The following is a 23644-nucleotide window of genomic DNA, read 5'->3' as shown; positions in this document are numbered from 1 at the left end:
GAGGCGTTCAAAAAATGCCAGGACTTGCGCCCGTCTCAGCGCGCGGTTGAATACAACCTCACCATGGTCGTCGATACCGTGGATCTGAAAAATGTTCTTGGCTAAATCTAAACCGATTGTTGTAACTTGCATTGGGTGGCTCCTCTCAAAAGCGGTTCATAGCAGCTGCAATATGGCGCATTACGACGCCGGGTGATGCAGGAGCCATCCACCCCATCCGCAACTCAGACACTAGGCATTGGCGCAGTGAACGTCCGATGCTGGAAAAGCGGCCGTTGAAACTAACGCCTGTTTATAGTTTGTGACTCCATTCTCATTGGCAGAAAAGAAGCGTGCAAAATTATGAGGCGCGTGCAGTTTTATGCGCGCCTCTACACCCAAAGTTCAAAGGTCTCCATGGCGCCCCTCAAAACTGCTGAAATCGCCGAACAGGAAGATGCGTGCTACTTGCGCGGCTGACATCTCCGACGTCGCGGTCTGCACGCAAATCTCTCACTTTTGTTCAACAAAGCCGTTACTACGGCCAGAGAACGAGCGCTAAATCGGGGCGAAGATTATTCCAAGCCCCGCTGCGCATAGTCCAAGTGTTGTAAGGGCTGCGCGCATCGCAATCAGGCCATATGAGATCAGCCCGAGACCTAGAGCCACTCGCAAAAAGGCGATCAGAGACATGGCGGGCGCTTCGGCAAGACGGATCAGATCCGGGTTCGCGATCATGCCAAGCGGGATAACATATAAACCCACGCCAAGCGCCATTGCAGTGACGGCAACGCGCAACCAGTTCTCCCGCACCATGCCAGAGGCAATAAAAACGGCGCCGCAAACAGGAGGAGTGATTGTCGACAAAAGCGCGTACCAGAAAACGAACAAATGAGCTTGCAGCGGTTCCAAACCCAATTGGATCAGCGCTGGGCCAGCAACGGAAACGCAGATCACATATGCCGCGGTTGTCGGTACTTCCATGCCAAGAACCAGACAAGCCAGTGCCGTAAGCAAAAGAGCGGGCCAGAGCATGCCCCCGGCACCAGACAAGATGAGCGATGTGATCTTCACCCCAAGCCCGGTGATGGACAGCACACCGATAATAATCGAAGCGCATAAAATGATGGAGGCGATCAAAGCAACCTGACGGGCCGCCGTCAGGAGCGCGTTTTCTAACCTTACCCATGTCGCGCGCGGATCAATGCGCAACGTACGATCAAACGCCAACAGGGCCGTACCCGCTCCTATGGCAAGACAAGCCGCATATTGCGGTGTCACCCTCAGTCCGAACATTCCCCAAAGCAGCACCGCAAATGGAACGAGGAAGAAGGCCGACGTAATGGCAACATCCTTGATGCCTGGTTGGTCTTTTTTGTCGATGCTTTTCAGCTCGGTGTGACTGGCATAGGCATTGATGCCGACCCAGACTGCAAGAAAGTACAATAAAGCGGGCAAAGCCGCAGCGGCCATGATGCCAGTGTAAGAAACGCCAGTGAGTTCCACCATCACAAAGGCTCCGGCGCCCATCAACGGCGGCATGATCTGTCCACCAGACGAGGCGACGGCCTCGATAGCACCCGCCAATCGTTTTGGGTAGCCGAGCTTGGTCATAGCGGGAAGCGTAACGGCGCCGGTCGAGGCGACATTGGCCGAGGCCGAACCGGAGATTGATCCAAACAAGGCTGAGGAAATAACCGAAACTTTTGCAGCGCCACCCTTGAGCCGCCCGGCAGCAGCAGATGCCACATTCATGAACCCTTGACCGGCCTCGCCTGCATTCAGGACCGCGCCGAAAATAACGAAGATGGCGACAACACCCACTGACACTGCTGTAAGCGTTCCCCAGATTCCGCCTTCGGCAATTGTCATTGTGCCCAAGAAGCTTTTCAGCGGTGTACCGGAATGGCCGAATTCGCCTGGGATATGTCGGCCCAATAAAGCGTAGGAAAGCGAAACTGCTGCAACCAGGGGCAATGGCCAGCCAATTGCGCGCCTTGCGGCTTCTAAGACACAGACCAGAAGGGTTAGGGCCACGCCGATTTGGAAGTTACCCTCCAGAAACCCGTATTGATCTCCCAGAGCTTGATGGTTCCACGCAATCCAGATTGATGCGGCCATACCCAATGCGGCGAACACAGCCCCGGAAACAAGCTGCGTTCTGTCGCGAGCGGCAAACACGAAGATCCAAGGCAGGACCAGCGCCATGTGCAAAGGACGCGACACGAGGTTTGGCACCAATCCCCAAAAGATCAGGCCGACATGATACGCAACCAACACGGCAGCCAAGGCCAGCCAAACCGGCTTCCAGCTAACGGGAGTGTCCTCTTCCAGCATTGAATGCCCTTAAAAAAGGCCAGGCGCCGCGGCCCTACCTTCACCCATCGTTCAGGCTGTTACATCTGGGCGTCAGTCAAGCTCATCCCCGCCTCTTTGTAGAAACGGATCGCTCCGGGATGAACCTTGCCTTCGATGTTGCTCATCAAGCTCTCATCGACACCGTTCCACCAAGGCGCGGCGTCTCCCATCGCGGCTTTGCCTTCCCAGTACGTCTTTGTGAGCTGATATGCGGTCTCGTCGTCCATCTTTGTCGTGGCATAGGCAACCACTGGGAGCGACGTTGTGACGATGTCGCTGTCCTGCCCTGCGTATGTTCCCGCTGGAATAACCAGGCGCGCGCGCTTGGTTTCGGCAATCTGCTCTTCGCTCAGAGACAGAACTACGACGCCAGTTGATGCGGCAGCCTCGATAACATTGGGCGCCGGGTACGATCCCGCTGTTACGAAAGCATCGATCTGGCCGTTCTTCAACGCGGGCACCGCATTGGAAAGCTCGACTTCTGCCAGGGTCACCTTGCCTTCCAGCCCAAACAGTTTGAGGTATTTCTCACCCTCACGTGCTCCAAACGATCCCTTACCTAGAAGAACGGTCTTTCCCTCAAGATCGGCAAAGCTGGAGACTCCAGCATCCGCGCGGGCAACGAAATGCATGGTGAGCGACGGGATCGGGAACAACGCGCGAATTTCGTCAAAAGAAGGATCGCCCTTCCCTTCGAACATCGCCTTGCCGCCTTTTGCCAGCCGAACCAAGGCAGGTGGCGTGGTGAAAACGTAATCACCACCCCGTGCCTTCACTTCCATCACATTCTGAACAGAGCCCTGGCTTTCTTCAACGGTCACAATGATATCAGAGCCAGCCTTCATCGCTTCAGCGATCTGAACCGCCATTTGATAATAGGACGATGTTGATTTGGCGGATTTGTAGGTTACGCGTGTCTCTGCAAACGCCGATGTGGCGGTAATTGCAAAAGCCACAGCGGCCCCAGTCAGGTATTTTACGGATTGCATAGGATACTCCCTGTTATTTGGCCGTTTGTTGCCATTGGTCGGAGTATGCATAGGAAAGATATGCGTGAAAACCCGGTTACGTGGGTCTTGGGATCGCCAAATCACTTTGGGTGCAGCGCTGCGAAGCGCGGGCGGTCATGCGGACGAGCCTCGTATCTTTCATTACAATCCGTGTTTATCGGGACACGGTTTGCGAAACGATGTTCGATCATTACAATGCCTGTGCACCGTTTGATGATCTGAGCTGCTTGCAGAAATACTGTTGTAAGATGTGGTAATGTTCGGGCGTCGCACAGCAAGTTTAGGAGCAGCACCAGTGGAGACCAACACCTCGGGCCAATGGGTCATCGTGGCGCAAAGCCACCAACTGGACCGGTCCCGACCGCTAATTCCGGTCACCCTAGATGAAAAACCTTTCGTCTTGTTCCGCGATGAGGAGGGTAAGCTTGGCTTGATCGGGCGACATTGCCCGCATCGGGGTGCGGATCTATGCTATGGAAGGTTGGAGGATAATGGGCTGCGCTGCCCCTTCCACGGTTGGCATTTCGACCGATACGGCCAGTGTGTCGAGCAACCCGCCGAGCCAGAAGGCTCGCGGATGTATACACAGATCAAGGTGCCCATGGTGCCGGTCAAAGAAGAGAACGGGGCCATATCGGCGTGGATGGCCTTGGAGGGAGACGCCAGATGATCAGCCAAGAGCTCAACGATATGATCACCCGCATCGGCCCCGGCACGCAGGCAGGCGCAGTGCTGCGGCACTACTGGCAACCTGCGGCGCTGAATGACGAGATGGAAGACGGCCTACCGGTGGCCGTGAACCTGATGGGCGAGCGGCTGGCCCTGATCCGTGAGGGTGAACTGCTTGTTCTTGCCACGCGCCATTGTCCCGACGATGCCCCATCCGCGCAATACCCCCCGAGCCATGAGATCGAGATCGACACCAGTGGTCCCAGCTATCCGGCGCACGAAATCAAAGGCATCGCGTTCGCCTACATGGGTCCCGGTGCGCCGCCGCCTTTCCCCCAGTTTGACTGTTTCCGCGCGCCAGACAGCCATGTCTTCGCCTTCAAGGGACTCTGGCACTGCAACTGGTTACAGGCCCTCGAAATCGGCATCGATCCTGCGCATGCATCCTTCCTGCATCGGTTCCTTCAGGATGAAGACCAGGAAGATAGCTACGGTAAACAGTTCCGGGACAAGGCCGCGCATACCAATATGCCGATAACGCAGCTACTGCGCGATTACCCGCGCCCAGATATCGAAGTCGAAGAGACCGGCTATGGCCTCAAGATCACCGCCTTGCGGCACATGGAAAATGATCTGACCCACGTGCGCGTGACTAATCAGATCTTTCCCGAAGCCATCTGCATTCCCATGTCGCGCGAGATGACGATCACCCAGTGGCATGTGCCCGTCGATGACGAGACCTGTTACTGGTACACAATTTTCACCAGTTTCCAGAAGCCGGTGAACAAGGACCTGATGCGCGAGCAACGCCTTAAAGAACACCGTTTGCCGGACTATGCACCATTGAAAAACCGGGAGAACAACTATCACTATGATCCCGCCGAACAGGCAAAGCTGACCTATACCGGGATGGGAATGGACATCAACGTGCATGATCAATGGGCTGTCGAAGGGATGGGGGCGATCCAGGACCGCACACAGGAACACTTGGGCCGAAGCGATGTGGCCATCATCCACTATCGCCGGATGTTGCGCCGAGCAATTGCGGATCTATCGGATGGCCGGTCCGACGCGTTGCCAATGCAAGGGGACATCGCGGGGTTGCGGGGACCTTTGTCAAATGACGCCATCGCGGACTCAAAAGACTGGAAGGCTGCCAGCCATGCAGTTGATTTAGAGCGCCGGGCCGCGTGTCCATGGGACGCTTCAGTCTGAATGACGCGGATGGACACAGCAACTATTCTGGCCAGCGTACGTGAACTCAAGCTGGAAACCGTCCGCCTGTGCTTCGTTGACCAACATGGCATCCTGCGCGGCAAAACCCTTGTCGCGAGCGCCTTGGAAGACGCTTTTGAAAGCGGTATTGGCGTTCCCTCGACATTGCTTTTGAAAGACACGTCGCATCGCACTGTCTTTCCAATCTGGACTGAAGGCGCTCACATCGGCGATATGCCTCTGTCGGGCGCAAGCGATGTTGTGCTACGGCCCGATCCAAACGGATTCTTCCCGCTGCCTTGGTCGCCCCATTCGGCAATCCTACTTTGCGAGGTCGAGGACCGGTCAGGCCGCAAAATCCCTTTCAGCTCTTCTTCCGTTCTGAGGCGTGCGGTGGAAGCCTTGGCCGAAGCGGGCTATGAAGCTGTGTTTGGTCTGGAAGTCGAGTTCCAGGTGTATCGTTGCATCGACCCCGCGCGGGATCATACCCAGACGCCCTTGCCTCCCGAGACCGAGAACCTGACCCAAGGTCATCAATTCCTAACTGAAACGCGCTATGGCGAGGCCGAGACCATTCTTGACACCCTCAGGCGCACCGCCGAAGCGATGGGCCTTGCCCCACGCACGGTCGAAATAGAGATGGGGCCAAGCCAGTTTGAGTTCACCTTCGCGCCGGGCGATCCGCAAACTCAGGCCGCACGTTATGTGATGTTCCGAACCATGGTAAAGGAAGTGTGCCAGTCACAGGGGTTGCATGCCAGCTTCATGGCGAAACCACGACTGCCCAATGCAGCGGCAAATGGCTGGCATATGCACCAGTCGCTTGTGTCACACAGTAGCGGACGGGGCGCTTTCATCCCTGATAGGCAGGATACCCTGACGCCCGAGGCAAGCGGTTGGATTGCGGGTCTTCTGGAGCACGCCACTGCACTGTGCCTCCTGACAAACCCGACCGTAAACAGTTACAAGCGCTTTGCTCCTTTTCAGCTCGCACCCAACCGCATCTTGTGGGGGCGTGATAACAGGGGCGCAATGATCCGGGCATTAATGATGCCGGACGATCCGACCTCCCGGATAGAGAACCGCGTCGCGGATTCAACTGCGAACCCGTATTTCGCAATTGCTGGACAACTTCACGCTGGGATCGCAGGGCTGAGTGCCGAATGTAGCGCACCGAAACCCAGTGAGACGCCCTATAGCGACCGAGCTCAGGCTCTGCCTACCACCCTCACAGCCGCTGTGGATGAATTCGAAAGCTCTTCCTTTATCCGAAAAGCATTTGGGCCAGAGTTTCAAAGCTATCTCGCCACTTTGAAGCGGGCGGAATGGGACCGTTACGTGATGACCATCTCTGAATGGGAACATCAGGAATACTTTGGCTTGCTCTGATGGCGTCCACCACTGCTTTCGAGGATATTTTGGATGGTTACTTCCCGCTTAGCCTGTCCGTCGCGGATTTGTTGCATCGCAACGGATTGCGCTGTGCCGAGTTGAAACTGAGCTTTGCGCCGATCATAGCTATCGATGGGCTTCCCCATGACGCGCCGGTCCCTCTCAATATCCGCAGCGGGCGAGCGGGCATCATAGATGACGCGACTTTATCGGTTACGTTGTCCGGAACTGGAACGCGACTCAGCGGGTCAGTGCGATGGCGCTGGCTTAACGGGACTGAAGTCCCCGTGACCTTAGATCCAATGATCCGACTGGCCGAACCTGCGCTGGTCTCAGTGCGCTCTGGCGGTGGCTTGTGTTTCGACCACCCCAAGGCGTTCGAGGGCATATTGTCCAGTACGTGACGCTGTGCCGTATCATGCGCGTCTGTGCGTGGTTAGTCCCGTCGCCCAGTAAGTCTCCAACACTCCAACCCGGCGAAATCAGTGCAGGAACCGACAATCCGGATGAGTTTTCCCTAGGCAGTGGCCTGAGGCAGAAAATGACAGACGACGTCTCCGGTTTAGGTGCCTCAGCGCCAGCTTCAATCACTCAAGATCCCCTTTGGCCGTATCCCTGAAACCGAGGACTTCGAAGACCCTATAGGTTCGGATGGCGATACTCGAAATTGCTCGTTCTAAGGGCCAAACGTCGCAGGCCATATGGCTCGACGGATAGGACCGGACCGCTAGCTCTGCGAGTATGAGTGGGTCTGACACACAACCTTTAAAGCGTCTTGTTGACCTTTCACTTGGCGTTCTGCGTAGACCGACGGGGCTGCGGCATCTGTCGTTGGCATTGGTCTATGGCGTGATCTGCCATGTGGCGTTTGCAGCCGCTGTGCTTGCTATGATTGTTGCGATGTTCTTCGGCATGTCCGAAAGCTATGGGCGTGTTCCTGCGCCTTGGTCTTTTGTGGTAAACGTCTTGCTTGTCGTGCAGTTTCCCTTAGTCCATTCGCTTCTGTTGTCCAAACAGGGGGGGCGGTTCCTTACGTGCCTGGCCCCACGTGCATTTGGGCCGACACTGGCGACAACGACGTTTGCGATCATTGCCTCGGTACAACTGTTTGCTCTTTTTGCCTTGTGGACGCCAAGCGGGATTGTCTGGTGGCAAGCCGAAGGTATCGGGTTTGCCATATTAAGCAGCCTGTTTGCCCTGTCTTGGGGTCTTCTGATTTGGGCCAGCTATGATGCAGGGGCAGAGGTGCAATCCGGCGCATTGGGTTGGATGTCTTTGGCGCAAAATATCAAACCTGCCTTTCCTGATATGCCGACGCGGGGGTTGTTCAGTATTATCCGTCAACCGATCTATGTCTCCTTTGCTTTGACGACATGGACTGTTCCGATCTGGACCCCGGATCAGCTTTTCCTTGCAGTTATCTTGACGGCCTACTGCCTGCTGGCCCCACGCATGAAAGAGCGCCGTTTTGCCAAACGCTATGGCGCACGATTTGAAACATATCAGCGCGAGGTTCCCTATGTGGTCCCGCGGTTCAAAGGATAGGAAAATCTATGACAAGCCTTGCGCTGTTACTGTCGGCTATTTTGTTTGGGGGCATGACGTTTTTCAGCTTCGGGTTTGCACCGGTCTTATTCAAACAATTGCCAATGGCGCAAGTGCGGCCTTTGCTGCGTGGCAGATTCCCATACTACTATCTGGTAGTCATTGTTCTTTCTGCCATGCGCGCAATTGCAGTTATTGTGGTGTCAGCCTTGGCGGCGGGCGTTCTTGGCCTGATCTGTCTGAGCACGGTATATGCACGTCAAATACTGATGCCTCAAGTCAACGCCGCAACGGATCGGGGGGATGAAAGCATGTTCAAGCGTCTGCATGGTCTGTCTGTTATCATTCAACTGGTGCAGATTGGCTTGGCAGGATGTGTTGTGGTTCTGCTGGCCTAGCAATGCTTGCCCCGCCACATGAGCGATTGCTGGTTCAGCCGTTTTAAGTCCACATCATCGCTGATGATCCTGCGACATAGACCTATTGCCTGCTGCAACTGATCTTGCGTCATATTTTTATAGGCTGGCTTGGCCAGATGGTCATACCAGACCCCGCTACATAGGTGATCAAGCACGATGCGTTGAAAGCAATGGTCTTCTTGCACGGGCCAATCTGGACGCCCACCTCTTGCAAGACGCGGCATTTCTTCGCGCGTTAACCGTAGATATTCTGTCACAAGTGGGTCGGGGAAAAGATCCAGCTGTTTAGCCATTTTACTCACACGTGAATGCTTTGTCCGATACCTAGCGGACTAAATTTGAACACCAAACGTTTCCTCGACTTGCCGGGTTTTCTGACTACCTCACTGAGGAAGTCAGAAAAGAGCACAAAATGAGTTTAGACGTCCCAAATATGATCGATTTTGTACCCGCCCGCCAAGCCGGAGAGGAGCAAATGAGCCGTTTTGTTCCCAAAATGGGGCGGGCTTACACCAACGGGCGCAACTATGATCGCGGCGCAGGCCAACACCGGGATGTTTCGATGCTATCCCCTTACATCAGACATCGGCTGGTTCTGGAGCAAGACGCGATTAGGCTAGCTTTGCAATCGCACGGCTCTGAAGGCGGTGAAAAGTTCATTCAAGAGGTCATTTGGCGTGGTTATTTCAAAGGCTGGTTAGAACGTAGACCACAGGTTTGGGCTTCGTATCGGAAAGGATTGGACGCAGACCTGCAAGCGTTTGCACGTGATCGGGGCTTGCGCTGTCGTGTCGAGGCTGCGGAAGCGGGGCAAACGGGCCTCGACTATTTCGATGCTTGGGCGGAGGAGCTGGTCGAGACGGGATACCTACACAACCATTCCCGCATGTGGTTTGCGTCAATATGGATTTTCACACTTGGCTTGCCTTGGAGTTTGGGAGCGGATTTCTTCCTGCGACATTTGCTGGACGGCGATCCGGCATCCAACACCCTAGGCTGGCGGTGGGTGGCGGGGCTGCATACGCGTGGCAAGCCGTACCATGCCCAAGATTGGAACATCACCAAGTTCACGAACCAGCGGTTCGAACCGCGTAAAGGGGATCTGGCCGACGTTATCAAAGGGCTGGAGGCGCAAGAGCCAGATGGCTTGCCCAGCGTCCAGCCACTGCGTACTCCAACCGCGCCAAAGCCTGATGTCCCGTCGCTATTGTTGATCACGGCAGAGGATTGTCGGCCCGAAGATCTCAAATTGGATCGGTTCAATATCATAACGGCCACCACTTTGGGGTGCGGTCACCTTCGCTCGCCAAACCCGGTATCAAGCGCCGTTCTGGATTTTGAACGCGGGGCACTGGAAGACACGGCAATGCGACAAAGCTTGCCGCATCACGTCATGCGCGCGGGCGTCCCATCGGATTTGGCCTGGATGGCAGAGCGTGCAGGCACAAAACAGATCATCACGTCTTATCTACCCGAAGGGTATGCGCGGGATTGGATCAATGAGGCCATGCCTGCACTTGATGCTGCTTGTATTAGTTTTACAGAACTGCGCCGTTCATGGGACGACCTAATCTGGCCATATGCAACAGCTGGGTTCTTTAAGGTGAAGAAGAACATTCCAAAAATCTTGCTTGATGCTGAGCTCTTTTAAGCACAGAGGACCTGTCATGATGCTAATGAATGACCTGAACGATGCGCACCGCAATGAAATTGTGGCGATGGCGCTCTGCGACCATGTGAGCTTCGCCAATATACACAGCGAATACGGACTGCGTGAGAAAGAGGTGAAAGCTCTCATGCGGGATACACTAAAGCCCGGAAGTTATCGCGCTTGGCGCAAACGTGTCAGATCATTCGGTGATCGTCGCGAACACTACAAATAGTCCAGCGCGAGCTCTAGTTCGGACATGTCGAAGAAGACCTTAAACAAATCAAATCTTGCGGATCTGGGTGCTGATCGCCTTGCTGATCTTTTGATCGAGGTTAGCCAAGGAAGCGCAGACATTAAACGCCGTCTACGTTTGGAACTGAGCCACAACCTGGGTATGGCAGAACTGGCCCATGAGGTACGCAAGCGGCTGGCGTCACTGCGTAAGTCAAAGAGTTTCATCAGCTGGCGTAAACGGAAGGGGCTTGTCAAAGATCTTGAGACACAGATTGCGATGATCGTTGAGAAGATTGCGCTAGAAGATCCGAACACTGCATTTGATTTGCTTTGGCAATTTATTGAGGTTGCTCCGTTCCTGTATGAACGCGTTGATGATCGGCGCGGGGATGTCGGCGATGTGTTTCGCGCGGCAATCTTGCATTTCGCCGATATTGCACCGCGCACAGAGGCAGACCCAGAAGCGCTCGCTGATCGGGTTTGGACTGCGATGTCAGACAATGGATATGGTGAATGGGATGGGATCATTAGCCTGATGGCGCCTACGCTTGGTGACGCCGGGCTGTCATACCTCAAGGACCATGTAGAACGCTTTAGCGATGCACCCGTCGCTGATCCTGAGAATGAACATGACGCCATAATTTTCCTGCGCGAATTACGGGGCGAGACGGATTATCGCGCCGATCAGAAGCAACGTTTTGTCAGGCAATGCCTGCAAGACATCGCCACCGCTTCAGGTGATGCCAATGCCTATATTGCGCAGTATACGGCTGACGACCTGCGCAACAAAGCAATCGCTGCTGAGGTTGCGGGCCTCTTACTGGAAGATGGTAAAGCCAATGATGCGCTTGTCGTTCTGGGCAATGTCGATGACGATGGTCGCAGTCTGGGACAAGACCAATGGGATGAAGCATATATCGCTACCTTATTGGCGCTCGGTCGTGATGACGACGCACAAGCGCATCGTTGGGCCTGTTTTGCAGCAAGACTGAGCGTCGAACACCTGCAAGCGTTTCTAAAAGAGTTACCAGATTTTGAGGATGTGGAAGCAGAAGACAAGGCGCGCGCGTATGTACTGGAGTACCCAAATGTGATGCCCGCGTTGCACTTTTGCCTTCAGTGGCCAGACTTGCCAACCGCCGCACAATTGGTACGGGCGCGCGCCAGCGAACTTGATGGCGACCACTACGAATTGCTTGTGCCTGCGGCGGATATGCTCCGCGACCGTCATCCACTTGCTGCAACAGTGGTCTGGCGTGCGATGATAGCCTTCGCCTTGGATGAAAGTCGGGTATCTCGCTACGGGCATGTGGCCAGCCATCTCAAAGAGTGTGGCGCCGTTGCCGAAGACATCGAAGCGTTTGATTCTCTCCCAAACCATGATCGCTACGTTGATGAACTGAGAATTCGGCATGAACGAAAATCGTCTTTTTGGGCACAGTTTGATACGCACTGATCCTGTTTGGATTCTCTTTACGCATCTCGGAAAGTTGCGTTTTAGATAAAACTCCAAATCTGTCTGTATCCTGTCTGCGTGAAAAAGGATTGGCAAAAGGGGATTTTCCTCGAACGCCAGTAAACCCCCAACGCTGCTGCTATCAATCAGCCTGCAAAGTCCCAACGTTGCAAAACATCTCGCCAAGTTGCGGAGCCAATCGCAGCCGCAACATCCGATTGGAGTCTCTCAGGAAGGTGCTGTCAGACCAATTCGAACTCGTCTCTGCAAGGACAATATGACTGCCCTTTATGCCGCACCGAGACTGCGCCACTCAGCAAGAGCGACGGCGCGGTTGAGTTTGAAATTCGTTCGAGTTGAGAGGCTGCGTTCCTGATTAAAGTGATTGTAGACTGAAGCGTGGACGGAGGTGAATTTCTGCAAACTTCGCATACGCCTGAAACGCAGCATCGCCCGCTCTCGTCGTCGGAACGGCAGATGCGAGTTCTCGGCCCCGTTGTTCAACCAGCGACCAGTTTCTTGCCGGTTGTCGTTCCCAATAACTCGCATTGCGGCGCCATAAGACCGCAGTTTGTCGGTCACGATGATTTCAGGTTTGCCGCAACGCTTCATTGATTTCCTGAGGAATTTCAACGCTGCTTTACGATCTCGCCGCTTCGTAACGTAGAATTCCAGCACTTCACCTTCGTGATCAACGGCCCGCCAAAGGTAATGCGTTTCACCGTTGATCTTTACGAAAACCTCATCCAAATGCCACTGCCAGTTCGAATAAGATCGCATCCGACTGAATCGGTTTCTTCGGATCTCAGCCGCGAACATCGGGCCAAATCTGTTCCACCAGAACCGAACTGTTTCGTGGCTGACGTCGATGCCACGTTCGTGCAGAAGATCTTCCACGTTGCGGAGTGAGAGCGGAAATCGAACGTACATCATGACCGTCAGGCGGATGATCTCCGGGCTCGTTTTGAAGTACCTAAATGGATTGGGTTTTGTCATCCCACAAAGCTACGTAACCACCCTCCCCGTCTCAAGCTAGTTTCTTCTGACAGTGCCGGTCGGGTGCTTCAGCAGCCAGTCCCGTCATAATCCTCGCGAACACACCCATGTCACTCCACCGCTTCCAACGATTGTAAAGTGTCTTGGAAGGCCCATACTCCTTAGGTGCATCACACCACCGCAACCCATTGCGATTGATGAAGATAATCCCACTGAGCACGCGCCGGTCATCAACGCGGGGCACACCATGGCTCTTCGGGAAATACGGCCGGAGCCGCGCCATCTGATCTTCGCTCAGCCAATAAAGATTGCTCATAATCACCCCTCAGTTTGAGGCGCTTGAATCATGCAGGCCTGATGGTCTCAAGCGGATTAATGGGTCCAGAGCCTACGGAACCACCCTGCCCGCCTCAAGCCGGTTTCCTCTGACAATGCCTTTCACTGACCTTCGCAAGATCAGTCAATTATATTCGTTTATCGCCTTGCCTTGACCTTTGAATGCAGCGGTACACCTTACCTCCAAGCATAGTGCAGAGGAAACGCATAGGAGGCTTTGCAAATGACGCGGGACGACCACGTAGAAACGGCAGCCGACACCGCTACGCCGCGTAAAGTAGATGTCTATCGCCGTAGCGAAGCGAACCTGCGCCGGTTGAAAGAAAAGCTTCCTGAAGATGCAGTTGTAAACCTTGCGCGTGAAGTCATTTTGCGTGTCGCGTCCCGCAGTAGTGCGGGCGATGCAGCGCCTTATGTCGCCTCGGACGAAGAGCTTGACGATCTCTGTAATGCTCTGATTTCGAAAGATGAAAATGCAGCTGCGTCGATCGTGACGGGTCTGCGTGCAAGCGGCATAAAGGCCGAAGATATCTATCTGAAACAGCTTGGTGCTGCAGCGCGTTTGCTTGGTGAGCGTTGGGAAAAAGACGAACTTTCCTTTGTCGAAGTGACCGTTGGCACGGGCCGGATGTTTGCCATCATGCGCAGCATGCGCGCGCTGTTTGAACCGCGCGTCATCGCGCGGGATAAGGCTGCAACCTTTGCGTCAGTACCGGGCGAAGATCATACGCTGGGCGTCCATATGGCCGCTGATCTTTTCCGAAAAGAAGGCTGGGACATTGCGCTGAAGGTCGGCCTTGATCATGATCAATTGGTTGCCGAGATCGAAAAATCGCCCAATGGAATTGTTGGTTTATCTATCAGTGGCGAACATTCGATTGATGCCTTATCGCGCCTGGTTGTCGCGCTGCATATTTGTTGCCCCAATGCGATTATCTTGGTCAGCGGATCGAATATTGAAGCCGTCAGGCCAACGCTGACGTTGCTTGGTGTCGATGGTATTGCCGCGACGATTGAAGATGCGGTGCAGCAATTGGAAAAGCTGTAACGACGTCAATTAGCTTTTGCTGACCAGCCCGTATTTGCGCAATTTCACATAAAGTGACTGCCGCGACAGTCCCAACATTTCTGCTGCCGCAACGCGATTATTCGATGTCATTTCGACGGCTGTTTCGATGCAAATCTTTTCAACGACATCTGTTGTTTTGGCGACAATGTCTTTCAAGGACTGGCCGCCGATCAGTTCGACGACAGAATTCATATCGACGTCCATGATCTGTTTGCCGCGCGTATTCGCAGTCTCAATCCGGTGCGAATCGCGGACGACCATGGCGAAGACAGGATCAGCACCTGCCTTTAGTTGGGTCGTCGAGATTTCAACGGGGCGTTCGCCGCCATGTTCGCTGATGATCTTTGTCGCATAAAGCCGCATACCGCCGGACCGCTTGGCGTTTTCAATCATAACGTTCAAATCAACAGCGCCGCGCGCAAGAAAGTCGGTCATCGTTCTGGACTTGAGCGTTTGCGAATGGGTGACGTTGGCAACCTTCAAGAACGCTTCGTTCGCGCTGACAATTAGGCCGGTGGCTGTTACAAAAACGAAGGCATCAACGCCATTTTGGAAAAGCTCTGACAATTGGGTTTGCAATTGATCCGAGGACGTGACTTGCGATCCCGAAGGCTTGATTTTGCACAACAGCATCTGGCTGGCAGATCCGCGAAACAATGTCGGCGCTAACGCCAGCCGGCGATTGCCTTTGATGCCTTTCGCGATCACATCAGCCTCGGATTGTTCAGTAGCTGCGGTCACCAACTGATCGACCACGTCTTTGCGCCCGCGCATTTCAAAATGTTCTGCAAAAGGTGCGTCAATCAAGGCGTCGCGCGATTGTCCCAAAAGAAGTTCAGCAGCGCTGTTGCAAGACACGATCTGCCCTGTCGTGACCGAAATAAAGGCGGTTGCGACGTCGGATGATTCCATCAAAACGCGCAACCGAACATCATGCTCGCGTTGCGCTTCATAATCCGCCTCGAGCGCGAGCTGTGCGGCGACCAATTGCTGCTGCATTTCGGCTGTACGGCGCAGATCAGTGCCAAGCATAAGCAGATCGCTGCCGCTGCCAAGGTTATGGAACGTATATCGAACAGGAAGTTCTGTGCTATTGACTGTCGCCTTGTGATTCAATTCGACAGGTAAAACGTCCGCCTTGTTTGCCAAAAAATCTGCAATACGGGATTCAAATTTCGGGATTGATTCAACAGTCAGCGTTTGCTGAATTTGCAGCCCGTCCCATTGCATCATATCGACGGCACCCGCCATATTCGGACTGCAGCGCGCGGCGGTCACGGTTCCGGTCGGGCTGACGATCACAGCAAAATCTGAAACGTGCGACACGATCTGCGTTGCAACATCGGTTGCGATCTCAGGGATAAGGCCACTGGTCCATGTCACTTCGTGGCGAGACGTCATCTGGGGTGGCCCTTTGTAAAACCGCGTACTTAATTAGAATCGCAAAGACGCTTAGCTCCAATTCGTGCCAAGCGAAATGCCTAGCTGCACATATTTAGTGCCTCTCGCCAACTTTGTGTTACATGTTTGACCCCTGTTGCCGCGACATCTGCGGGGCCGTGATTTAGGAATGTGCCACCTAAAATCACTTTAGTATCAATCCATTGCCCTTGAGATGTTGAGGCAAGATCGCGAACAATGTCAGATGTTTCCGACAGGGAAGCAGAGATAAAAACGATATCAAAAATCTGTGCTTTCGCCAGCCTCTGAATAGTTTCAGGCGTCGCGTTCAGCTCTTGTCTCACGCGCAGACCCGCATGACGCAACTGCTGGGCTAAAATGATTGCGCCTAACGTGTGTTGTGCGCCATCTGGCAGCAAGACGAGGCAATCGCGCGCGCGGTATTGCGCCAGGGTTGCGCGCTGTGGGACATCGTCGGTCAGGTGACGCACGGCATTTTGCAGGCGGGCGCAACTAATCGTAACATCTGTAAATGAAATCTCGTCGCGTTCCCACGCGGTGCCAAGCCGTTTTGAGACCTCTGGGATCAGATCAAACGCAATGTCCTGGCCTGTGTGTCCTGCCCGTTTCATGCGGTTCAGCAATCGCGGCAAAGCTTGTGCATCGGCGGCGCGTGCCCTCTCAAACAAGGCCTGCGTGACGGCAGCCAATGATGGGGTCTGCGGTCTGGGTGTCAGGCTGTCAGTTCCAGATGCCAACATCGACAAGGCGCGGCGCGCAATAAGCGCGACTTCGCTGGTATCAGCGGCCAGAAATGTCTGTTGATGTTGTGACAAAAGACCCCCCATTCTTCGCGCAGCGCCAAACATCTTCATTGTCAGGTCCACGCGCCAGCCATGGTTCCTTATCAAAAAAGATATGTCAATAAAATGAGACATATTTTCAAATCGGCTAAAAATCATGTTGAAATGCGCGGTTTCGCTGCTAACTCTTTGAGAATTATCGTTACCAAAATGTAAATCAAAGTTGACACATGCTGGGCTTCCTGACAAATTTTTACAAAGACGAAGTGATCTTAGGGGGCTCTATGACCAGCGTGTCGGCATCATCGCATCAGCAGTTTATGCTTTATACGCCTGCGCAACGTGCGCGGCGTGACGCGACGGTTTGGACCCTTGTGCAAGGTGTTCTTGCGCCGCTGCAATTCGTGGTGTTTTTGATCTCGCTTTGCTTTGTCGTGCGCTACATGGCGACGGGCGAAGGGTACGCTGTCACGACCGCGTCGATCATCGCAAAAACCGCGTTGCTTTACCTGATCATGGTGACGGGCGCGATTTGGGAAAAGGTGGTGTTTGGGCAATGGCTTTTTGCGCCAGCGTTCTTTTGGGAGGACGTGTTTAGTTTTGTCGTCATCGCCCTGCATACATTATATTTATATGGATTATTGACAGGCGCGCTGACGCCCGATGCGTTGATCGTGGTCGTTCTGGCAGCCTACGCCACCTACGTGATTAACGCCGGACAGTTCCTATGGAAACTGCGCGCGGCGCGCTTGCAAGCAGAGGCCGCAGCATGACCGAAATCCCGCCATCCATCAGCGGCGGTTGCCGCAGTGCGCCGGTACTCAAACAACGTGGCCAGCGCGAGGTGTTTTGCGGGCTGACGGGTATCATTTGGCTGCATCGCAAAATGCAGGATGCGTTCTTTTTGGTGGTTGGCAGCCGCACTTGCGCGCATCTTTTGCAAAGCGCCGCTGGCGTAATGATTTTCGCAGAACCGCGATTCGGCACCGCGATCTTGGAAGAATCAGATTTGGCGGGACTGAACGATGCCCACGCCGAGTTGGACCGCGAAGTCGCCACCTTGCTGGCGCGCCGTCCCGACATTCGCCAATTATTCCTTGTGGGGTCTTGCCCGTCCGAGGTCATCAAGCTGGACCTGAACCGCGCCGCCGAACGCCTGACGCAAGAATACGCGCCAAAGGTCCGCGTGTTGGAATATTCTGGATCGGGGATCGAAACGACATTCACCCAAGGCGAAGACGCCTGTCTTGCCGCGATGGTGCCAGTGTTGCCAAGAACCGAAGCACGCAATTTGGTCGTCGTCGGCGCGCTGCCCGACGTGGTCGAGGATCAGATGCTGTCGTTGATCGACGGGCTTGGTATCGACACGGTGCATGTCTTGCCATCGCGCACAATCGACAGCGATATTGCGGTTGGCCCGAACACAGTCTTCGCGCTGACGCAGCCGTTTCTTGGCGATACGCACGCCGCACTTGTCCGTCGCGGCGCACGCCATATCGCGGCCCCTTTCCCCATGGGTGAAGAAGGCACAACGGAATGGCTTGCAGCGTTGGCCGCTGAATTCGAGTTGGATGATGCGACGTTCGAAGCCGTGACCGAGGCGCCCCGTCGCCGTGCACGCCAAGCAGTGGCAAAAGCTGCCGAGACATTGAACGGCAAGTCGGTATTCTTCTTCCCTGATAGCCAGCTGGAAATCCCCCTCGCCCGTTTCCTGACGCGCGAATGCGGGATGACCGCTTTGGAAGTCGGCTCTCCTTATATTCACGATACAATTCACGGTCCTGATTTGGATTTGTTGCCGGCTGGTCCGCAGATTTCCGAAGGACAAGATGTTGATCTGCAATTGGATCGCTGTCGCGCGGCGCAGCCTGATCTGACGGTCTGCGGTTTGGGCTTGGCGAACCCGCTAGAGGCCGAGGGCCTATCAACAAAATGGGCCATCGAATTGGTCTTCACCCCAGTGCATTTCTACGAACAAGCCGGTGATTTGGCGTCGCTATTCGCGCGTCCCTTACGCCGCAAGTCGATCCTTGGGGTGGCTGCGGAATGAAGTTGACCGTTTGGACATACGAAGGCCCGCCCCATGTCGGTGCGATGCGCGTCGCCACTGGCATGAAGGGCCTGCACTATGTTCTGCACGCCCCGCAAGGCGACACATATGCGGACCTGTTGTTCACCATGATCGAACGGCGCGATCACCGTCCGCCTGTGACGTACACGACGTTCCAAGCGCGCGATCTGGGCGCTGATACCGCCGGGCTTTTCAAGGACGCTTGCCAAGATGCCTACGATCGTTTCAAGCCCGAAGCGATTATTGTTGGCGCGTCTTGTACGGCGGAATTGATCCAAGATGATCCCGGTGGTTTGGCGGAAACCATGGGTCTTGATATTCCGGTCATTCCTCTGGAATTGCCAAGTTATCAGCGCAAAGAAAACTTCGGCGCGGACGAGACGTTCTTTCAGATCGTCAAACATCTGGCCAAGCCAATGGAAAAAACTGTGCGCTTCAGCTGCAATATTATTGGACCAACGGCGCTTGGCTTTCGGCATCGCGATGATGTGCAAGAAATCACGAACTTGCTGTTCGAGCTTGGGATCGAGGTGAACGTCACAGGCCCCATGGGTGCCACGCCAAGCGATATCGCCAAGATGGGGCAAGCGCATTTCAATGTGCTGCTGTACCCTGAAACGGGCGAGATGGCGGCGCGGTATTGTGAAAAAGAATTCGGCCAGCCTTATACCAAAGTTGTGCCAATCGGCGTAGCCGCGACGCATGATTTCATCGACGAAGTGCGCGCACTTTCGGGTAGCATCGTGCAGCTGGACAGCGACCGTTTGCGCCAGACATGGTGGTCGCGGTCCGTCGACAGCACCTATCTGACGGGCAAGCGCGTTTTCATCTTTGGTGACGGCACGCATGTCAAAGCCGCCGCCCGTGTGGCGCGCGATGAAATGGGGTTCAAGGTTGTGGGTATTGGCTGCTACAACCGCGAATTTGCTCGCGATATCCGTGCCTTGGCCAAAGACTATGGTGTCGAGGCGCTGATCACGGATGACTATCTGTTGGTTGAAAAGACCATCGAAGATTTGCAGCCAGAGATGATCCTTGGCACCCAAATGGAACGTCACATCGGCAAGCGTTTGGGCATCCCCTGCGCCGTCATCTCTGCCCCTGTGCATGTGCAAGATTTCCCCGCGCGCTATTCGCCCCAGATGGGGTTTGAGGGTGCGAATGTGTTGTTTGACACATGGATCCACCCGCTTGTGATGGGTCTGGAAGAACACCTATTGCACATGTTCCGCGACGATTTTGAATTCAACGATGCCGCAGGGCCAAGCCATCATGGTGGCGCTGTGCAACACGATAAACCGAAACCCGAAGCGCCCGCTGCAGACAATGTCATTTGGCTGTCTGATGCAGAACGCGAGTTGAAGAAAATCCCGTTCTTTGTGCGTGGCAAGGCCCGTCGCAATACCGAATTTTATGCCGCCGAAAAAGGCGTGGCCGAAATCTCTGTCGATACACTTTACGAAGCAAAGGCACATTTTGCGCGATGACGTAACATATCAACCCTACAACGTTGTGTTGTTAACGCTGGACCGCCACGCGGCGGGTCCGGCTGCGCGTGTGGCCCCGCAATTGGCGGCCGATTTCCCGGGCTTGGAATTAAAAATCCATGCCGCGGCAGAGTGGGCAAAAGACTCTGCGGCTTTGAATGCAGCTCGTGTCGATATCGCCACGGCTGATATCATCGTGACGTCCGTGATCTTTCTGGAAGAGCATATCAAGGCGATCCTGCCTGATCTGAAAGCGCGCCGCGATGCGTGCGATGCGATGGCTGGGATTATCGCGGATCATGAAATCGTGCAGCTGACCAAGATGGGCGATCTGGATATGATGCGCCCTGCGACGGGTGCGATGGCGCTTTTGAAAAAGCTGAAGCCTGCCAAGAAACCTGGCAGTGCGGGTGTCGGTCAGATGAAAATGCTGCGCCGCATCCCGAAAATCTTACGGCTTATTCCGGGCAAAAGCCAAGATTTGCGCGCTTGGTTTTTGGCGATGCAATATTGGCTAGGCGGCTCTGACGATAACATCGAAAGCCTCGTGCGGTTTATGATTTCGCGCTATGCCTCGCGCCCGGCATGGCGCGGTGTGCAGGTCGATGCCCCCGTGGAATACCCCGAAGTGGGGCTGTATCACCCCGACTTGCCGGATCATCATATCGCGACGGACATCGCTGATCTTCCGATCAAAGGGACTGGCCCGACCATCGGTTTGGTAATGCTGCGCAGCTACATTCTGGCCAGCGACACAGCGCATTATGACCACGTCATTCGCAGTTTTGAGGCGCAGGGGATGCGCGTCATTCCTGCTTTTGCGGGTGGTTTAGATGCGCGGCCTGCGATGGATGCGTATTACCTTGGACAGATTGATGCGCTTGTGTCATTAACCGGATTCTCGCTTGTGGGCGGGCCTGCTTATAACGATAGCAATGGCGCGATTGAGGTGCTGACGGCGCTGGATGTGCCTTATGTCGCGGCCCAACCGCTAGAATTTCAGACGCTGTCACAATGGGCTGAAGGTGGCCAAGGCCTTAGCCCGATTGAGGCGACAATGCTGGTCGCTTTGCCAGAGATTGACGGCGCCACAAACCCCACCGTTTTCGCGGGACGTCATGCACCCAGTGGTTGTGCAGGGTGTGCGCGCAACTGTCCTGCGATAGGCGCGATCAAGGCGATGGCCCCCTGCCCTGAGCGCATTGATGCGCTGGTTGAAAAGACCCAAAGGTTGGCCGTGTTGCGCCGCAAACAGAACGCGGAAAAGACAGTTGGGATTGTGCTGTTCGGCTTTCCCCCAAATGCGGGTGCGATTGGCACAGCGGCGTATTTGTCAGTGTTTGAAAGCCTGCACAACACACTGCATCAAATAGCCGCTGACGGCTATGATGTGACGCCACCGGCAACTGTTAAAGATTTGCGCACAGCAATTTTGCAAGGTAATGCAGCAACTTACGGGCAAGACGCGAATGTGGCGGCCCGGGTCAGCGCCGACACAATCGTTGCAAACACGCCGTGGTTATCCGAGATTGAAACCGTTTGGGGCCCTGCCCCCGGTCGTATCCAATCAAATGGTGCGGATGTGTTTGTGTTGGGTGCGCAGTTCGGCAAAGTCTTTGTCGGTATCCAGCCCACATTCGGCTATGAAGGCGATCCGATGCGCCTGTTGTTTGAGACTGGCTTTGCCCCAACCCATGCGTTCAGCGCGTTCTATCAGTTCCTCAAGCATGAGTTGCAGGCAGACGCTCTGCTGCATTTCGGGATGCATGGCGCGCTGGAATTTATGCCAGGCAAACAGAACGGGTGTAACGGCAATGATTGGCCTGATCGGTTGATCGGGAATATGCCGAATATCTATCTTTATGCGGCCAACAATCCGTCCGAAGCGACGCTGGCGAAACGCCGTAGCAACGCGATTACGATCACGCATATGACGCCGCCGTTGCAAGCTTCTGGCCTGTATCGCGGTTTGGCTGATCTGAAAGACAGCCTGACCAAATGGCGCACGATGATGCCCGATGATACCGACCGCGCGCGCCTTGAGACGCTGATCAGTGCGCAGGCTGAAACGGTGCATCTGGATGCAAGCGATCTGCAAACGCTGTGGATCAAGCTGCTGGAAACCGAAGACGCCTTGATCCCCGATGGCTTGCATATCGTCGGGCGCGATCTGTCGGATGATGCCGTCGCAGACATGTTGAACCTGATGAGCTTTGACACGGATGCCGCCCGGAACGCCGCGCGCCAGCATCTATCGCACAGCGCTGAATTGGACGCGCTGATGCGTGCGCTGAATGGTCAGTTCATTAAACCTGTGGCTGGTGGTGACATCATCAACGCGCCAGATATTCTGCCAACGGGCCGCAATATTCACGCGTTTGATCCGTTCCGCATGCCGACGGCTTTTGCGATGCAAGACGGTGCGCGGCAAGCGGCCGAGCTGCTGAAAACGCATGCGGATTTGCCAAAGACCGTGGCGCTGGTTCTTTGGGGATCTGACAATATCAAGTCGAACGGTGGCCCGATTGCGCAAGCGCTGAACCTGATGGGTGCTGTGCCGCGGATTGACAGCCACGGTCGGTTATGCGGCGCTGATTTGGTGTCGCTGACCGATCTGGGTCGCGCGCGTGTTGATGTTGTGATGACGCTATCGGGTATTTTCCGCGATCTTCTGCCGTTGCAAACCAAACTACTGGCCGACGCCGCCTTGCAATGCGCGATGGCGGAAGAACCTTTAGAGATGAATCCGATCCGCGCCCATGCGTTGGCCTTTGCCAAAGCCAATGGGTGTGACATGCAGACCGCCGCCTTGCGCGTGTTTTCCAATGCCGAAGGTGCCTATGGGTCCAACGTGAACCAGCTTGTTGATGGCTCTGCTTTCGATGATGACGCGGATTTGGCCGATGCGTATCAAGCGCGCAAAAGCTTTGCTTACGGTGTTGATGGCGAGGCAAGCAAGCAAGCCGCGTTGTTGCAAGACACGTTGCAGCATGTGGAACTGGCGTATCAAAACCTTGAATCGGTGGAGCTTGGTGTCACGTCGGTCGACCATTATTTTGACACGCTTGGCGGGATTGCCGCTGCGGTGAAACGCGCCAAGAACGGGAAAGATACCCCGATATATATCGGGGATCAGACGCGCGGTGGTGCCAAAGTACGGACCTTGCGCGAACAGGTCGCGTTGGAGACCCGCGCGCGCAGTTTGAACCCTAAATTCTATGAACCGCTGTTGAACCACGGCCACGAAGGTGTCCGCCAGATCGAAGCGCATATCACCAATACCGTCGGGTGGTCCGCCACGACAGGCAAGGTTGATCCGTGGATTTATCAAGAACTGTCCGAGACGTTCGTGCTGGATGACGCGATGCGTCAGCGCCTTGCTGATCTGAACCCGCAGGCGTCGATGCGCATGGCGAACCGCCTGCTGGAAGCCTCTGACCGCGACTATTGGGTGCCGGACGCAGAAACACTGAACGCGTTGCAAAATGCAACGGACGCAATTGAAGACACACTCGAGGGCATTGCAGCCGAATGACCCGCAATTTTAGGAAAG

19 protein-coding genes and 2 pseudogenes are annotated in these 23644 nt (G+C 54.9%); 14 read left to right on the top strand and 7 right to left on the bottom strand.

Annotated elements, in window-relative coordinates:
* The 3 genes and pseudogenes from DHN60_RS22720 to DHN60_RS18395 all read right to left on the bottom strand — a co-directional run.
* Window positions 1–132: pseudogene (locus DHN60_RS22720) on the bottom strand (IS110 family transposase); the annotation flags it as partial.
* A gap of 405 nt (window positions 133–537) precedes the next feature.
* The gene (locus DHN60_RS18400; RefSeq protein WP_108838784.1) at window positions 538–2316 is read right to left on the bottom strand and encodes a TRAP transporter fused permease subunit; all 1779 of its coding nucleotides are present in this window, start codon (window positions 2314–2316) and stop codon (window positions 538–540) included.
* 59 nt (window positions 2317–2375) lie between these two features.
* On the bottom strand, window positions 2376–3326 hold the full coding sequence (locus tag DHN60_RS18395) for a TAXI family TRAP transporter solute-binding subunit (protein WP_108838783.1): 951 nt from the start codon (window positions 3324–3326) through the stop codon (window positions 2376–2378).
* A gap of 316 nt (window positions 3327–3642) precedes the next feature.
* Between DHN60_RS18395 and DHN60_RS18390 the strand changes: the two genes are divergently transcribed.
* The 9 genes from DHN60_RS18390 to DHN60_RS18345 all read left to right on the top strand — a co-directional run bounded on the left by DHN60_RS18390 (window position 3643) and on the right by DHN60_RS18345 (window position 11928).
* Window positions 3643–4017, top strand: a complete 375-nt coding sequence (locus DHN60_RS18390) for a Rieske 2Fe-2S domain-containing protein (RefSeq protein ID WP_234423707.1) — start codon at window positions 3643–3645, stop codon at window positions 4015–4017.
* Window positions 4014–5231, top strand: a complete 1218-nt coding sequence (locus DHN60_RS18385; RefSeq protein ID WP_108838781.1) for an aromatic ring-hydroxylating dioxygenase subunit alpha — start codon at window positions 4014–4016, stop codon at window positions 5229–5231. The genes DHN60_RS18390 and DHN60_RS18385 overlap by 4 nt, the downstream gene beginning before the upstream one ends.
* Before the next feature lie 9 nt (window positions 5232–5240).
* Window positions 5241–6620, top strand: coding sequence for a glutamine synthetase family protein (locus tag DHN60_RS18380; RefSeq protein WP_234423706.1), 1380 nt, complete (start codon window positions 5241–5243; stop codon window positions 6618–6620).
* Window positions 6620–7027 (top strand): hypothetical protein, encoded by a 408-nt coding sequence (locus DHN60_RS18375; protein WP_108838779.1) that lies wholly within the window; start codon window positions 6620–6622, stop codon window positions 7025–7027. Before DHN60_RS18380 ends, DHN60_RS18375 begins: the two co-directional genes overlap by 1 nt.
* A gap of 337 nt (window positions 7028–7364) precedes the next feature.
* Window positions 7365–8168, top strand: coding sequence for an isoprenylcysteine carboxylmethyltransferase family protein (locus DHN60_RS18370; RefSeq protein ID WP_108838778.1), 804 nt, complete (start codon window positions 7365–7367; stop codon window positions 8166–8168).
* Between the two features lie 8 nt (window positions 8169–8176).
* Window positions 8177–8566 carry a DUF4149 domain-containing protein gene (locus DHN60_RS18365; RefSeq protein WP_108838777.1) on the top strand — a complete coding sequence of 130 codons (390 nt, stop codon included), beginning with the start codon at window positions 8177–8179 and terminating at the stop codon, window positions 8564–8566.
* Between the two features lie 433 nt (window positions 8567–8999).
* Complete coding sequence (locus DHN60_RS18355) at window positions 9000–10238, top strand: FAD-binding domain-containing protein (protein ID WP_234423705.1); 1239 nt, start codon at window positions 9000–9002, stop codon at window positions 10236–10238.
* Between the two features lie 16 nt (window positions 10239–10254).
* On the top strand, window positions 10255–10470 hold the full coding sequence (locus DHN60_RS18350) for a DUF2805 domain-containing protein (protein ID WP_108838774.1): 216 nt from the start codon (window positions 10255–10257) through the stop codon (window positions 10468–10470).
* Window positions 10471–10494: 24 nt separating this feature from the next.
* Complete coding sequence (locus DHN60_RS18345) at window positions 10495–11928, top strand: DUF6880 family protein (RefSeq protein ID WP_108838773.1); 1434 nt, start codon at window positions 10495–10497, stop codon at window positions 11926–11928.
* A 288-nt stretch (window positions 11929–12216) separates the two neighbouring features.
* Here the strand turns inward: DHN60_RS18345 and DHN60_RS18340 are convergent, their stop codons facing one another.
* Together DHN60_RS18340 and DHN60_RS18335 are read right to left on the bottom strand one after the other, a co-directional pair.
* Window positions 12217–12924, bottom strand: coding sequence for an IS6 family transposase (locus DHN60_RS18340; protein ID WP_108838772.1), 708 nt, complete (start codon window positions 12922–12924; stop codon window positions 12217–12219).
* 67 nt (window positions 12925–12991) lie between these two features.
* Window positions 12992–13240: pseudogene (locus DHN60_RS18335) on the bottom strand (transposase); the annotation flags it as partial.
* A 243-nt stretch (window positions 13241–13483) separates the two neighbouring features.
* Between DHN60_RS18335 and DHN60_RS18330 the strand changes: the two are divergent.
* Window positions 13484–14308 carry a B12-binding domain-containing protein gene (locus DHN60_RS18330; protein WP_108838771.1) on the top strand — a complete coding sequence of 275 codons (825 nt, stop codon included), beginning with the start codon at window positions 13484–13486 and terminating at the stop codon, window positions 14306–14308.
* Between the two features lie 9 nt (window positions 14309–14317).
* Here the strand turns inward: DHN60_RS18330 and ppsR are convergent, their stop codons facing one another.
* Together ppsR and DHN60_RS18320 are read right to left on the bottom strand one after the other, a co-directional pair.
* Window positions 14318–15730 (bottom strand): transcriptional regulator PpsR, encoded by a 1413-nt coding sequence (ppsR, locus tag DHN60_RS18325; protein ID WP_108838770.1) that lies wholly within the window; start codon window positions 15728–15730, stop codon window positions 14318–14320.
* 80 nt (window positions 15731–15810) lie between these two features.
* Window positions 15811–16782 (bottom strand): B12-binding domain-containing protein, encoded by a 972-nt coding sequence (locus DHN60_RS18320; protein WP_159089288.1) that lies wholly within the window; start codon window positions 16780–16782, stop codon window positions 15811–15813.
* 35 nt (window positions 16783–16817) lie between these two features.
* Here DHN60_RS18320 and bchF point away from each other — a divergent pair, with 35 nt between their 5' ends.
* Genes bchF through DHN60_RS18300 form a run of 4 tightly spaced genes read left to right on the top strand, consistent with a single transcriptional unit; the run spans window position 16818 to window position 23626 of the window.
* Entirely contained in the window at window positions 16818–17306 is a 489-nt protein-coding gene (gene bchF / locus DHN60_RS18315; RefSeq protein ID WP_108838788.1) for a 2-vinyl bacteriochlorophyllide hydratase, read from the top strand.
* On the top strand, window positions 17303–18583 hold the full coding sequence (locus tag DHN60_RS18310; protein ID WP_108838768.1) for a ferredoxin:protochlorophyllide reductase (ATP-dependent) subunit N: 1281 nt from the start codon (window positions 17303–17305) through the stop codon (window positions 18581–18583). The genes bchF and DHN60_RS18310 overlap by 4 nt, the downstream gene beginning before the upstream one ends.
* Entirely contained in the window at window positions 18580–20091 is a 1512-nt protein-coding gene (gene bchB, locus DHN60_RS18305) for a ferredoxin:protochlorophyllide reductase (ATP-dependent) subunit B (protein WP_108838767.1), read from the top strand. The genes DHN60_RS18310 and bchB overlap by 4 nt, the downstream gene beginning before the upstream one ends.
* Window positions 20081–23626, top strand: coding sequence for a magnesium chelatase subunit H (locus tag DHN60_RS18300; protein ID WP_234423704.1), 3546 nt, complete (start codon window positions 20081–20083; stop codon window positions 23624–23626). Before bchB ends, DHN60_RS18300 begins: the two co-directional genes overlap by 11 nt.
* Window positions 23627–23644 lie beyond the last annotated feature (18 nt).

This window comes from Tateyamaria sp. Alg231-49 (assembly GCF_900143535.1).
Taxonomy (GTDB): Bacteria; Pseudomonadota; Alphaproteobacteria; order Rhodobacterales; family Rhodobacteraceae; genus Tateyamaria.
This window is presented reverse-complemented; position numbering and strand designations above follow the sequence as displayed.

Bases quoted from the DNA above. Each gene is read 5' to 3' on its own strand.
- DHN60_RS18400 (WP_108838784.1), bottom strand. From the start codon at position 2,316: ATGCTGGAAGAGGACACTCCCGTTAGCTGGAAGCCGGTTTGGCTGGCC.
- DHN60_RS18395 (WP_108838783.1), bottom strand. From the start codon at position 3,326: ATGCAATCCGTAAAATACCTGACTGGGGCCGCTGTGGCTTTTGCAATT.
- DHN60_RS18385 (WP_108838781.1), top strand. From the start codon at position 4,014: ATGATCAGCCAAGAGCTCAACGATATGATCACCCGCATCGGCCCCGGC.
- DHN60_RS18380 (WP_234423706.1), top strand. From the start codon at position 5,241: ATGGACACAGCAACTATTCTGGCCAGCGTACGTGAACTCAAGCTGGAA.
- DHN60_RS18375 (WP_108838779.1), top strand. From the start codon at position 6,620: ATGGCGTCCACCACTGCTTTCGAGGATATTTTGGATGGTTACTTCCCG.
- DHN60_RS18370 (WP_108838778.1), top strand. From the start codon at position 7,365: ATGAGTGGGTCTGACACACAACCTTTAAAGCGTCTTGTTGACCTTTCA.
- DHN60_RS18365 (WP_108838777.1), top strand. From the start codon at position 8,177: ATGACAAGCCTTGCGCTGTTACTGTCGGCTATTTTGTTTGGGGGCATG.
- DHN60_RS18355 (WP_234423705.1), top strand. From the start codon at position 9,000: ATGAGTTTAGACGTCCCAAATATGATCGATTTTGTACCCGCCCGCCAA.
- DHN60_RS18350 (WP_108838774.1), top strand. From the start codon at position 10,255: ATGATGCTAATGAATGACCTGAACGATGCGCACCGCAATGAAATTGTG.
- DHN60_RS18345 (WP_108838773.1), top strand. From the start codon at position 10,495: ATGTCGAAGAAGACCTTAAACAAATCAAATCTTGCGGATCTGGGTGCT.
- DHN60_RS18340 (WP_108838772.1), bottom strand. From the start codon at position 12,924: ATGACAAAACCCAATCCATTTAGGTACTTCAAAACGAGCCCGGAGATC.
- DHN60_RS18330 (WP_108838771.1), top strand. From the start codon at position 13,484: ATGACGCGGGACGACCACGTAGAAACGGCAGCCGACACCGCTACGCCG.
- ppsR (WP_108838770.1), bottom strand. From the start codon at position 15,730: ATGACGTCTCGCCACGAAGTGACATGGACCAGTGGCCTTATCCCTGAG.
- bchF (WP_108838788.1), top strand. From the start codon at position 16,818: ATGACCAGCGTGTCGGCATCATCGCATCAGCAGTTTATGCTTTATACG.
- DHN60_RS18310 (WP_108838768.1), top strand. From the start codon at position 17,303: ATGACCGAAATCCCGCCATCCATCAGCGGCGGTTGCCGCAGTGCGCCG.
- bchB (WP_108838767.1), top strand. From the start codon at position 18,580: ATGAAGTTGACCGTTTGGACATACGAAGGCCCGCCCCATGTCGGTGCG.